We start from the raw sequence: 11,455 nt of genomic DNA on the forward strand, positions 1-11,455 counted from the left end.
AGCCATATAAATTTAATATCTTACATGGTTAAATTTAGTAGCTTTAAATTTAAAAGCCGAAATTTCAAATTTTTACTTTGAAATTTCATCTTTTATCTTTTGATAAAGCTCCAAAATTTCATCTTTTTTGATGATAAAACTATTTTTATTTGCGATCAGATAGGCTGAGCTTTGCATGATATCGCCAGCCACTTTTAGCCCATTTTGCTTCATGGTTGAGCCAGTCTCGACCACATCGACGATCGCGTCACTTAGTCCAACAAGTGGCGCTAGCTCGATCGAGCCATAAAGCTTGATGATCTTGACGCCAACGGCAAGCTTGGCAAAATAGTTTCTCGTGATATTTGGCATTTTTGTAGCGATCTTTAGCTCAGACCTTGAAAAATCAAGCTCCTCTTCGTTTTTTATGCCGATGCAGACTTTGCACTTACCTATTTGTAGATCAAGTAGTCTCACTACATTTGGCTTATGCTCTTCAAGCACATCAAGTCCTACCACACCGATATCTGCAGCTCCTTCGGTGACGTATGTTGGTATATCTTGGTTGCGAACCATTAAAAATCTAAAATTTCCCTCTTCAAGGATGAGCTTTCTATCCTCAAACATAAAGCTCGAACCAAAAATTTTTCTAAAAATTTCAAGTGTATCTTCTGCGATCCTGCCCTTTGGCAAGGCTACTGTTATCATTTTAAAATTTCCTTTTTCTCATCGATTATTTTTTGCATGGCGCGAAAGATCAGCATCTTGTCGCAAATGGCATTTTTAAAAAATTTAGATAAAAAGTCGCCATCTCCGCCTGTAAAATAGACCTTCTTATCGCCAGCAAGCTTTGAGATGAGCGTGATAATGGGCTTTATGATGCCGTAACTCACAGCATCACTCGTCTTTTGAGGCAACGCATCGATGTCAATTTGCGAATTTAGTGTCACATCAAGGCGTGGCGAGATGCTTTTATAGGCATTTAACATAGTTGCGATGCCTGGCAAGATGTAACCGCCAAGATGAAGTGAGTTTGCCATTATATCAACGGTGATAGCACTTCCAGCATCTACTATAACGCCATCATTTATCATATAACAACCCGCTTTTCTATCTACTCCAAGCCCCTGATAGATCGTGTCTATCTCAAAGTAAGACTCTAAATTTACAAACATTTCATCCTTATCTACCATGCGTAAAATTTCTTCATTTACACAGATAAAATAGACCTTTTCATCTGGCTTGTAGTTTTTAAATTCGCTAACTTTTATGTGTATGATCTTGCCATTTTGCAAAAAAGAGGCGTTAGTGTTGCCGATATCACACAAAATCATAACAGCTCCAGCCTTGCTCTTTGAAGTAGTTTAGGGATTTTGAGCAAATTTGAGAGTTGTAAAAGATCACACGTTTTTTGATCTTGGTTTGAAATTTCTCTTCAAATTTAGCGCAAATTTCATCTATCTCGCCGGCTTCTTTGAGCAAAAGCCTGCTCTTTGCACTTCTTAAAAAAACGATCTCGTAGAAATTTTTTGTATCGACACCAAAAAACGCCTCAAGCGAGCGTTTCTTGGTAAATTCGCTAAGCTCAAGCCTTTTTAGATCCCTTAGCAAGATCTTTTTAGCTTCGAAAAGCTCCCAAATTTTTTGGTTCATTGCCCTAGATTAACATACTCGTTATCGTAGTAAAATGCGCCATTTCCCATGAAGCTTTTATCTTTTATCTCGTCGCTAAACTCGTAAATTTCAGCTCCGCTAAGGTCTAAATTTGTCTTTATAACATAGCCTGTTTTTTCGATGACATAGAGCTTATTGTTGATGATAGTTGCCGCTGAGAAGATAGCAAATTTGAAATTTACCTTATTTTGCTCTTTTAGCATAAGGTCTGTTCTTACTATTGTGCCATCTTTTTTGAAGATGTAAATTTCGTCGTTATTTACTAGCACGTCTTTGATCTCGCCGTCATAATAAACTGTTTGGCTTGGGTTTATGACGATCACTTTTTTGGCTGTTGCTGCGATCAAGTTATCACCCTCAACGCCTAAGAATATGATGTTATTAAAGAAATTTTCAGAGCTTACAACCACGTCACGTAAAATTCTACCAGTATCTTTTTGCACGATGTAAATTTTGCCATCTAGTGCTGGATAGACGATGAGTGAGCTCATGAAGTAAGGTGCCACAACTCTTGAATCAACCGCTGCGATGTCAGAAGAGCTATACTCCATTAGTGTCGTAGCTGTGTTGATGTCGATTAGATAGATATGGTTTGATGCGCTGATGGCTGCAAGTTGGTTTTGATCAAGCGAAGCTGCTACGATCGCAGTTGGAAATTTACCGCTATAAACGCTGTGACCGCTAGGATCAGTAACGTTTAGATCGCCATTTATGCTAGCTGAGATGACAAAGCCATTGTTTTCATTTAAGAAGTTGAAATTTTCAGGCAAGGTAACGCTTTTATTTAGCCCATTTTTAGTGATGATGTTGCCATTATCAAGCGTTGCGCCATTTGCATTTGCTGATTTGATGTAAGAAGGAAGATCTTTTGACAAAGATATCTCACCAGAAGTTTGCGCAGGCTCAAAATATTGTCTTTTTGTGCCGCATCCGCTTAGAACTAAAGCCATGGCAAAGGCCAAGAATAGTGTAAGTTTTTTCATTATTTTATTCCCTGATAGTGTTTTAAATTTTTAACTAAAGTTTGTAGTTGTGAGTCAAGTGCGATCTTGTCAAATTCCACATTTGCCTCTTTGATTTTATTTTGTTTTAAAAGCTCAAAACCTTTTAAGAGTGCGTTATATTCGCTTAAAATTTGAGTATTAGCATCACCAGTTTGTGAAAGAATGATATCTTTTACGATCGGATTTACTTTTAAATTTGCAAGCTCGCTAATGCCCTTTGTATCGTTTTTATCGAGCATTTGTCCAAGTGAGAAAAGCGCATACATGCTTGGCTCTTTCTCTTTTAAAACATTTAAAGCGTTTGCGTCATTTGGATTTAAGATAAGCTTTGAATAGGCTAAATTTGCCTCCTCAACCCTATTGTCGTTTAAAACCTTACTAGCGTAAAATCCGATGAGTGCGACGATAGCTGCCACGCATAGCACGATCAGCAAAGTTTTGTATTTCCTAAAAAAACGCTCTCCCTTGATCATACTCTCAAGAAACTGCTCTTGGGCGTCGATCTCTTTTTTTATCTCGGTTAAGTCTTCTTTTATAGCCAACGTTTTTCCTTGCTTTTGAAAAATTTTAATTCGCAGATTTTAGCATAATTAAATTAAAAGTAGCCCAAAATTAAAGCTTGAATGTGATATAATGCCTCAAAATCAATTAAAAGGTTGTTTAATAATGCAAATAGACGACACTCTCTTAAATAAACTAGAAAAACTCTCAGCATTACAAATTAATGATGAAAAAAGAGAAGAGATCAAGAAGCAATTAAGTGAAATCGTATCTTTTGTCGATGTTTTAAACGAGCTTGATCTAAGCAGCGATGAGGCCGTAGTTAGCTCTATAAAAGGCGGCACTCCATTAAGAGAAGATGAGCCACATTTAAGTAACGTTGTCGATGAAATTTTAAAGCACGCCCCTTCACGCGAAGGACACTTTTTTGCCGTGCCAAAGATCATAGAGTAAAATATGGATCTAATCGAACAACTAAGAGCGCAAAGCTCGGACGCTCAAGCTAAAGCATCAGAGAGCAATCTCTCTGGTGACATCCAAACGCTTTTAAAAACCGTTGTTTTTAATAAAGCTAGTGACCTTCACCTAGTCTCAAGGTCTGAGCCTCAAATAAGGATAGATGGTACTTTAAGGCCACTTGAATTTGGCGTGCTAAGTGGCAAAGATATAGAAAATTTATGCTACGCGCTTATCACAGACGCCCAAAAAAGCGAGCTTGAAAACAATAAAGAGCTTGACTTTGCCATAGAGCTTCCAAATATCGGCCGCTTTCGTGGCAACTACTACTACACGATGAATGGCGATCTAGCCGCAGCTTTTCGTATCATACCTATCGATATACCTTCGCTTGATGATCTAAATGCACCACAAATTTTTAAATATATCATCAAACGTGAAAAGGGCCTTATCCTAGTTACTGGACCAACGGGCAGTGGTAAATCAACGACACTTGCTGCGATGCTTAATGAGATAAATTTAAATTATAGAAAGCACATCATCACCGTTGAAGACCCAGTCGAGTTTGTGCATAACAACAAAAAAGCCCTATTTTCACATAGAAATATCGGCACCGACACACACTCTTACTCGAAGGCGCTAAAATTTGCACTTCGCGAAGACCCAGATATCATACTTGTGGGCGAGATGAGGGATAGAGAGACGATCTCTACGGCTATTACAGCAGCTGAGACTGGACACCTAGTCTTTGGCACTCTTCACACAAACTCAGCTATACAAACTATAAACAGGATCGTTGATAGCTTTGATGGAAGCGAGCAGCTTCAAGTAAGAAATATGCTTAGCGTTTCGCTAACTGCTGTCATCTCACAAAGTCTGATACCAAAAATAGGCGGCGGAAGGTGCGCTGTGCATGAAATTTTGATAAATAATATGGCGATATCAAACTTGATACGCGAAAACAAAGTGCATCAAATTTACTCTCAAATGCAGCTAAATCAGCAACAAACTGGCATGAGCACGCAGACTCAAGCGCTGATGAAAGCACTAAAAGAGGGCTTGATCACAAAAGAAAACGCGCTAGCCTACTCAACTAGCCAGCAAGAACTTCAAAATTTAATAGGAACTGTATGATGGATTTAGTAACTTGGTTTGACATTATCGTCATCGCCCTTGTCCTGATACTTGGCGTAAAAGGCATAATAAACGGGCTTATAAAAGAGGCATTTGGGCTTATTGGACTTATTGGTGGCCTAGTTGTCGCTAGTAGATTTTCAGATGTAGCTGAGAGCTTCATAAGCAAAAATATCTATAAATTTGAAAATCCTTCATTTTTACAATTTGTCGCATTTATCGGACTTTGGCTAGTTTTTTGGCTAGTTTGTCTGCTAGTTGGCAAATTTTTATCAAAGATAGTTTCAGTAAGCGGACTTGGCTTTTTAGATAGGCTTGGTGGATTTGTCATGGGAAGTGGCAAAATTTTCCTCACATTTTCAGCAGTTGTTGCCGTAATGTCTGGCACTTCGCTAAATAAAATGATCGAGCCATACTTCACAAACAGCAAGGTCTATCCGCTTTTACTTGAGACTGGCAGATGGATAACAAACGTCGATATGAAAAACATCAAAAATGAGCTAGATGAGATGGTAGTAAGACCAAAGGATACAAACAAGAGTGATGCATTTATATCAATGGATGCAAATGCAAGCACAAACACCGACACAAACGTCACCAAAGGGGAAGAAAAATGATAGAAAATTTAGAATATGATGCCTTGCTTGAGAAATTTAAAAGAGTTCTTCGCGACAACGGTTTAAAATATACAAAACAGCGTGAAATTTTACTAAAAACGCTTTATAACAACGACGAGCACTTTACGCCAGAGAGGCTATATCTTTTTATAAAAGAGACATATCCGGAGCTAAATATCGGCATCGCAACTGTTTATAGAACACTAAATTTACTAGAAGAATCAGAGATGGTAACATCAATCAGCTTTGGCTCACAAGGCAAGAAATTTGAGCTTGCCACAAAGCCACACCACGACCACATGATATGCAGAAAGTGCGGCCTTATCATAGAGTTTGAAGATCCTATGATAGAAAAAAGGCAGATAAGCATCGCAAAAGAGCATGGCTTTAAACTAACTGGTCACATGATGCAGCTTTATGGAATTTGCGAAAAATGTTCAAAAAATAATATAAAGGGAAAGTAAGGTGATATTTGACAACCAACACGAAATTCAAAGATTAGAAAGCATAGATGAGCTTAGAAATTTAGGTATAAATCCATATCCACATTTTCTTAGAAGAGATATGAATATCTCTAAATTTAGACTTAAATTTAACTATATAAAAGATACAGAAGAGAAAAAAGCAGAGGGGCAGCTAGTTGGCCTTGCAGGCAGGATAAAGCTGATCCGTGACGCTGGTAAAGCAGTCTTTGCAAACATCGAAGACGAAAATGGAAATTTACAAATTTATTTTAGTAACAAGACGCTTGATCCAGAGTGGTTTAAAATCGTTAAAAAATATGTAGAAATAGGCGATATCGTATATGTTAGAGGCTACGCTTTTATAACAAGAACTGGCGAATTTTCAATGCACGTAAATGAGCTTAGCTTAGCTACAAAATCAATTAGTCCGCTTCCAGAGAAGTACCACGGGCTAGTTGATGTTGAGACAAGATACCGCCAAAGATACCTTGATATGATAATGAACCCTGAAGTTAGAGCTGATTTTAAAAAGCGCTCGGTGATTATAAGCACGATTAGAAGATTTTTTGAAGAAAAAGGCTTTTTAGAGGTTGAAACTCCGATGCTTCACCCAATAGCTGGCGGCGCAAATGCAAAACCATTTGTGACATTTCACAACGCTCTTGGAGTTGAGAGATACCTAAGAATCGCTCCCGAGCTATATCTAAAACGTCTTGTAGTTGGTGGCTTTGAAGCCATTTATGAGATGAATAGAAACTTCAGAAATGAGGGTATGGACCTAACCCACAACCCTGAATTTACAAGTATCGAGTTTTACTGGGCATATCACAACTACCACGATCTAATGGGCATCACAGAGGATCTATTTAATGTCATTTTAGAAAAACTTGGCATGGAGAAAGTGATAAATTTTGATGGCATGGAGATTGATTTTAGCAAGCCATTTAAACGCATAAGCTATAAAAAGGCCTTAGTTGAGATAGGCGGACTTGCCGAAGATGTCGTAAGCGACAAGGCTAAAATTTTAACAAAACTAAGAGCTGATGGCTTTGAAGCAAACGAGAAGCTTGATCTTGGCCACTTGCAGGCTGAACTCTTCGATAACTACGTAGAGAGCAAGCTAATACACCCAACTTTTGTCATCGACTATCCGATCTCTATAAGCCCACTTTCAAGAAGAAGTGACACAAATCCTGACGTGGCAGAGAGATTTGAGCTATTTATTGCTGGTAGAGAGCTGGCAAATGGCTTTAACGAGCTAAATGATCCAATCGATCAATACAACCGCTTTAAAGCGCAGATCGACGCTAAAAATGCAGGTGATGACGAGGCACATGAGATGGACGAGGACTATGTAAAAGCCCTAGGATACGGCATGCCACCAGTTGCAGGCGAAGGCATAGGCATAGATAGGCTTGTCATGCTTTTAACAGATAAAAAATCAATACGCGACGTTGTCCTCTTCCCAGCGATGAGGCCACTAAAAACTGAGACAAAGGAGAACGAAAAATGAGTTTGCAAAGCTACGATAAAGATATTTACGACCTAGTAAATTTAGAGTTAAAACGCCAATGTGATCACCTCGAGATGATCGCTAGCGAAAATTTTACATATCCAGAAGTCATGGAAGTGATGGGCTCAATCCTAACAAACAAATACGCCGAAGGCTACCCTGGAAAGAGATATTATGGTGGCTGCGAATTTGTAGATGAGATCGAGCAAATCGCGATCGATAGATGCAAAGAGCTTTTTGGATGCGAATTTGCAAACGTTCAGCCAAACTCAGGCTCACAGGCAAACCAAGGCGTTTATGGTGCTTTGCTTAACCCAGGCGATAAAATTTTAGGCATGGATCTAAGCCACGGCGGACACCTAACACACGGCGCAAAGGTGAGCAGCTCTGGCAAGATGTATGAGAGCTTCTTTTACGGCGTCGAGCTTGATGGTCGCATAAACTACGATAGAGTTATGGATATCGCAAAGATAGTAAAACCAAAGATGATCGTTTGTGGCGCGAGCGCATACACAAGAGAGATCGAGTTCAAGAAATTTAGAGAGATAGCTGACGCTGTTGGTGCGATACTCTTTGCAGACGTTGCTCACATCGCTGGCCTTATAGTGGCTGGAGAGCATCAAAATCCTTTCCCACACTGCGATGTCGTAAGCTCAACCACTCATAAAACTCTAAGAGGCCCAAGAGGCGGCATCATAATGACAAACAACGAAGAGTACGCTAAAAAGATAAACTCTTCTATCTTCCCAGGCATCCAGGGCGGACCACTAGTTCACGTCATCGCTGCAAAGGCAGTTGGCTTTAAGCATAACCTTAGCCCTGAGTGGAAAATTTACGCCAAACAAGTAAAAGCAAACGCTAAAAAACTTGGCGAAGTGCTAATAAGTAGAGGCTTTGATCTAGTAAGTGGCGGCACTGATAACCACCTAATCTTAATGAGCTTCTTAAACCGCGATTTTAGCGGAAAAGACGCAGATATCGCTCTAGGAAATGCTGGTATAACTGTAAATAAAAATACAGTTCCAGGCGAGACAAGAAGTCCGTTTATCACAAGTGGCATACGTGTAGGTAGCCCAGCTCTTACAGCGCGCGGCATGAAAGAGGCTGAGTTTGAGCTAATAGCAAACAAGATAGCTGACGTGCTAAGCGACATCAACAACGCATCTTTGCAAGAGAAGATTAAGGGCGAGTTAAAAGAACTAGCTCATAAATTTATAATCTACGATAAAGCGACATTTTAATGCAAAGTATCGACACATCTCTTATAAAAATCATCACGACCCACTACTACATCAAGCGTGATACGATAGTAAATAAGATAGAGTATAAGGGCAAAATTTTCTTTGATAAATTTGAAAAGATCAACGAACCACTAACTTATAGTGTCATGAAAGAGCATGAGGAGGGCAAAGCTATAATCGCCCACTCGCTAATCAATGCAAGTGACAAGGTCGAAAATATAGTCTTTGACTACAACGGCAGAACTCCAGATAGGTTTTGGCATAGAGCGCAGCTTCTTTTAAGAGAAGAAGGCTTTATAAATTTCACAGCCTATGAGACTAAGACCCCAGGACATTTACACCTTTATGTGCATAAAGGTCACACTACGCTAAATGAAGCTTGCACGCTTGCAAATATGCTAAGCGCAAAGCTTTCACAAAAGCTAGCCAAAGAGTGGAGAATGTTCCCAAATATCGACATGCCAAAAGAATTTAACATCCTAACTTTGCCATATAACCTCTATCAAAAAGAGCGTGGGGCAAGTTGGTCAAAATATATGTAAGGAGAGATAATGGAAAACGAAGAGTTAAAAGATATACTTTTAGAAAAAGATGATGAGGCAAAGGGCGCGAAACTAAAGAAACTTCTTATGTTTATAGCAGCTCTTGTTATACTATTTTTAATCATCATCGTAGCCATGAAGCTTATAAACTCAGGCGACTCAACACAAGCACAAAACGAAGCTGACTCAAGACTAGTTCTGCCTCCAGTGCCAGCAGAGCAGCCAGTCGATACACAGGTGCCTGCACAAGATACAAATTCAGATGTTAAAAAAGGCGATACTCAGCTTTTCGAGCAAGTGCCTATCGTGCCTGAAAATAAGCAGCAAGATGATTTTGAAGATATGATCAAAAAGCTAAAAGATAAAGAAGGTGCAAAGTCAGCTCCTAAAACTGAAGAGCCAAAAGAGGTAGTAAAAGCTGTCGAGCATCCAGCTGAAGCACCTAAAAAAGCTGAGACAAAGGTAGAAGCTCCAGCTAAAAAAGCTGAAACAAAAAACGAAGCTAAAGCAGAGAAAAAAGCTGAAGCAAAGCCAGCCAAAACTGAGGCAAAAACCGAGAAGAAAGCTGAAACTAAAGCTGAGAAGAAAGCTGAAACTAAGGTAGAAAAAAAAGTTGAAACTCCTGCAAAAGCTGAAAAAGTAGAGAAAAAAGCTGAAGCTCCAGCAAAAGCCGAGAGCGTCGCAAAAGGCTCTTATGTACAAGTATTTGCAACTAGCAAATTTAACCCAAATGCCGACTATATGAAAAAAATAGCAGCCAAAGGCTATAGCTACAAGACTATAAAAGCTGGCGAGCTAACTAAAATTTTAGTTGGTCCATTTGATGAAAAAGGGCTACAAAAAGCTGTAAATGACATAAGAAAAGATGTCAATAAAGACGCTTTTGTCTTTAGAGCAAAATGAAAACCTTCGCAGTTTTTGGAGATCCGATAGCTCACTCGGTATCTCCAAGACTACACAACAAAGCCATTGCCGATCTGGCTCTTGATGCCCTATATACTAGGGTTTTGCTAAAAGATGGCAATGAGCTAATCAATAAATTTAGATCCTTAAAACTAAACGGCGCAAATGTCACACTCCCGCATAAAGAATTTGCTCTAAATTTAGCCGACGACGCCTCAGAGGCAGCCCAAAAAATAGGCTCTGCAAACACCTTGGTGCTAAAAAATGAGAAAATTTATGCCTACAACACTGACGCGCCTGGTTTTTTAAAAGCGATATCAAATTTCAAAGAGGCAAAAAGCGCCATCATTCTTGGAGCTGGAGGCACCGCAAACGCCCTAGCCTACGCACTTAGATCGCAAAACATAGATGTTTGCATACTAAATAGAAGCAAGGCAAGACTTGAAAAATTTAAAGATCACTATGAGTGCTTTAGCTGGGATGATTATAAAGAGCATAAATTTGATCTAGTAGTAAATTCGACCTCAGCAGGGCTAAAAGATGACCTTTTGCCAGCACCAAAAGAGATTTTAGATGGCATTTTAAAAAGCGCTAAATTTGCATTTGATGTGATATACGGCAAGCAAACGCCATTTTTAAAAGAGGCTAAAAGGCAAAATTTAGCATGCAAAGACGGAGCTGATATGCTCTTGTATCAAGCGGTTTTAGCGTTAAATTTATTTTATAATGGCAGCCTCGATGAGAAAAAGATAGAAATTTCTATGCGAGAGGCTCTTAGTTTATAGAGCTCTTGCAAGAGTGCATTAAACAAAATGGAAAAATCATCAAGCTTGATAAATAAGGCTCTAAAGCTTAGCGATATAAATTTTAACTCCTTTAGCCACTCTAAAAACTGGATAGGTTTTTTTGAGATAGAGGATGAAAACTGGGCTTCTGGCGTAGATGCCGCGCTAAAACTATTTGATAAATATTTTAATAAATTTAAAAAAGAGGTGTTTGTCATAAGCGCCTTAAACTACGACGATACTAACTTGAGCGATGAAACGCTTGAAATAAAAACTTTGCACGATAAATTTAAAAAACTAGGCATCTTGCAAGAGCTAAATGAGCACTTTGACCTTGGTTTAGATGGTGAGATTTTGCTACCTGCCATCTGCCTTAGGATAGATGCTTTGAAATTTGATGAGATCAAAGATCTAGCTAAATTACTCATGCTCTATACATACTCCTTAAACGAGTGGTGCTTTTTTATCTTTCCAAACCTAAATTTAGCGCTTTATCCACATGATGAGAAGGGCTTTGGCTGCATCGGACTAAATGACGATACAAAAAATGGGAGAGAATTTCTGGAATTTTGTAAAAAAGAGAAAAATGCAAAGGTTGCTTTAAAAGAGCAAAATAGCAAATAAATTTTAAGATCACACAAA

At 38.9% G+C, this 11,455-nt stretch carries 15 protein-coding genes; 10 read left to right on the forward strand and 5 right to left on the reverse strand.

The annotated features are described in order from the left end of the window. Positions 1-72: 72 nt before the first annotated feature. Genes hisG through F3G86_RS06235 form a run of 5 tightly spaced genes read right to left on the reverse strand, consistent with a single transcriptional unit; the run spans position 73 to position 3,199 of the window. Positions 73-687, reverse strand: coding sequence for an ATP phosphoribosyltransferase (gene hisG, locus F3G86_RS06215; protein ID WP_012140323.1), 615 nt, complete (start codon positions 685-687; stop codon positions 73-75). After that, a complete protein-coding gene (locus F3G86_RS06220) occupies positions 684-1,313 on the reverse strand; it encodes a type III pantothenate kinase (RefSeq protein ID WP_149723337.1) in 630 nt (209 codons plus the stop codon). The genes hisG and F3G86_RS06220 overlap by 4 nt, the downstream gene beginning before the upstream one ends. Further along, positions 1,300-1,632, reverse strand: a complete 333-nt coding sequence (locus F3G86_RS06225) for a hypothetical protein (RefSeq protein ID WP_149723338.1) — start codon at positions 1,630-1,632, stop codon at positions 1,300-1,302. Before F3G86_RS06225 ends, F3G86_RS06220 begins: the two co-directional genes overlap by 14 nt. Then, positions 1,629-2,636 (reverse strand): L-seryl-tRNA selenium transferase, encoded by a 1,008-nt coding sequence (locus F3G86_RS06230; protein WP_149705140.1) that lies wholly within the window; start codon positions 2,634-2,636, stop codon positions 1,629-1,631. Before F3G86_RS06230 ends, F3G86_RS06225 begins: the two co-directional genes overlap by 4 nt. Further along, a complete protein-coding gene (locus F3G86_RS06235) occupies positions 2,636-3,199 on the reverse strand; it encodes a hypothetical protein (protein ID WP_103618072.1) in 564 nt (187 codons plus the stop codon). Before F3G86_RS06235 ends, F3G86_RS06230 begins: the two co-directional genes overlap by 1 nt. Before the next feature lie 124 nt (positions 3,200-3,323). Between F3G86_RS06235 and gatC the strand changes: the two genes are divergently transcribed. Genes gatC through F3G86_RS06285 form a run of 10 tightly spaced genes read left to right on the forward strand, consistent with a single transcriptional unit; the run spans position 3,324 to position 11,437 of the window. Further along, positions 3,324-3,611, forward strand: a complete 288-nt coding sequence (gene gatC / locus F3G86_RS06240) for an Asp-tRNA(Asn)/Glu-tRNA(Gln) amidotransferase subunit GatC (RefSeq protein WP_002941258.1) — start codon at positions 3,324-3,326, stop codon at positions 3,609-3,611. Between the two features lie 3 nt (positions 3,612-3,614). After that, the gene (locus F3G86_RS06245) at positions 3,615-4,748 is read left to right on the forward strand and encodes a type IV pilus twitching motility protein PilT (protein WP_009294808.1); all 1,134 of its coding nucleotides are present in this window, start codon (positions 3,615-3,617) and stop codon (positions 4,746-4,748) included. Continuing rightward, complete coding sequence (locus tag F3G86_RS06250) at positions 4,748-5,365, forward strand: CvpA family protein (protein ID WP_149723449.1); 618 nt, start codon at positions 4,748-4,750, stop codon at positions 5,363-5,365. Before F3G86_RS06245 ends, F3G86_RS06250 begins: the two co-directional genes overlap by 1 nt. After that, positions 5,362-5,829, forward strand: a complete 468-nt coding sequence (locus F3G86_RS06255) for a Fur family transcriptional regulator (protein WP_002941362.1) — start codon at positions 5,362-5,364, stop codon at positions 5,827-5,829. Before F3G86_RS06250 ends, F3G86_RS06255 begins: the two co-directional genes overlap by 4 nt. Positions 5,830-5,833: 4 nt before the next feature. Continuing rightward, on the forward strand, positions 5,834-7,342 hold the full coding sequence (gene lysS / locus F3G86_RS06260) for a lysine--tRNA ligase (protein WP_223228575.1): 1,509 nt from the start codon (positions 5,834-5,836) through the stop codon (positions 7,340-7,342). Further along, positions 7,339-8,583: a serine hydroxymethyltransferase gene (locus F3G86_RS06265; protein WP_149723340.1), complete on the forward strand. Its 1,245-nt coding sequence runs from the start codon at positions 7,339-7,341 to the stop codon at positions 8,581-8,583. The genes lysS and F3G86_RS06265 overlap by 4 nt, the downstream gene beginning before the upstream one ends. Further along, positions 8,583-9,125 (forward strand): DUF1882 domain-containing protein, encoded by a 543-nt coding sequence (locus F3G86_RS06270; RefSeq protein ID WP_012140331.1) that lies wholly within the window; start codon positions 8,583-8,585, stop codon positions 9,123-9,125. Before F3G86_RS06265 ends, F3G86_RS06270 begins: the two co-directional genes overlap by 1 nt. A 9-nt stretch (positions 9,126-9,134) precedes the next feature. Next, positions 9,135-10,028: an SPOR domain-containing protein gene (locus tag F3G86_RS06275; RefSeq protein ID WP_149723341.1), complete on the forward strand. Its 894-nt coding sequence runs from the start codon at positions 9,135-9,137 to the stop codon at positions 10,026-10,028. Beyond that, positions 10,025-10,813 carry a shikimate dehydrogenase gene (locus tag F3G86_RS06280; RefSeq protein WP_103589954.1) on the forward strand — a complete coding sequence of 263 codons (789 nt, stop codon included), beginning with the start codon at positions 10,025-10,027 and terminating at the stop codon, positions 10,811-10,813. Before F3G86_RS06275 ends, F3G86_RS06280 begins: the two co-directional genes overlap by 4 nt. 27 nt (positions 10,814-10,840) lie before the next feature. Beyond that, on the forward strand, positions 10,841-11,437 hold the full coding sequence (locus F3G86_RS06285) for a hypothetical protein (protein WP_149723342.1): 597 nt from the start codon (positions 10,841-10,843) through the stop codon (positions 11,435-11,437). Positions 11,438-11,455: the final 18 nt, after the last annotated feature.

Source organism: Campylobacter concisus (assembly GCF_902460595.1).
GTDB classification, from domain to species: domain Bacteria; phylum Campylobacterota; class Campylobacteria; order Campylobacterales; family Campylobacteraceae; genus Campylobacter_A; species Campylobacter_A concisus_BL.

Coding starts and splice junctions, on each gene's coding strand:
- hisG (WP_012140323.1), bottom strand. CDS start 687: ATGATAACAGTAGCCTTGCCAAAGGGCAGGATCGCAGAAGATACACTT.
- F3G86_RS06265 (WP_149723340.1), top strand. CDS start 7,339: ATGAGTTTGCAAAGCTACGATAAAGATATTTACGACCTAGTAAATTTA.
- F3G86_RS06280 (WP_103589954.1), top strand. CDS start 10,025: ATGAAAACCTTCGCAGTTTTTGGAGATCCGATAGCTCACTCGGTATCT.
- gatC (WP_002941258.1), top strand. CDS start 3,324: ATGCAAATAGACGACACTCTCTTAAATAAACTAGAAAAACTCTCAGCA.
- F3G86_RS06255 (WP_002941362.1), top strand. CDS start 5,362: ATGATAGAAAATTTAGAATATGATGCCTTGCTTGAGAAATTTAAAAGA.
- F3G86_RS06285 (WP_149723342.1), top strand. CDS start 10,841: ATGGAAAAATCATCAAGCTTGATAAATAAGGCTCTAAAGCTTAGCGAT.
- F3G86_RS06275 (WP_149723341.1), top strand. CDS start 9,135: ATGGAAAACGAAGAGTTAAAAGATATACTTTTAGAAAAAGATGATGAG.
- F3G86_RS06220 (WP_149723337.1), bottom strand. CDS start 1,313: ATGATTTTGTGTGATATCGGCAACACTAACGCCTCTTTTTTGCAAAAT.
- F3G86_RS06230 (WP_149705140.1), bottom strand. CDS start 2,636: ATGAAAAAACTTACACTATTCTTGGCCTTTGCCATGGCTTTAGTTCTA.
- F3G86_RS06245 (WP_009294808.1), top strand. CDS start 3,615: ATGGATCTAATCGAACAACTAAGAGCGCAAAGCTCGGACGCTCAAGCT.
- F3G86_RS06225 (WP_149723338.1), bottom strand. CDS start 1,632: ATGAACCAAAAAATTTGGGAGCTTTTCGAAGCTAAAAAGATCTTGCTA.
- F3G86_RS06270 (WP_012140331.1), top strand. CDS start 8,583: ATGCAAAGTATCGACACATCTCTTATAAAAATCATCACGACCCACTAC.
- F3G86_RS06250 (WP_149723449.1), top strand. CDS start 4,748: ATGGATTTAGTAACTTGGTTTGACATTATCGTCATCGCCCTTGTCCTG.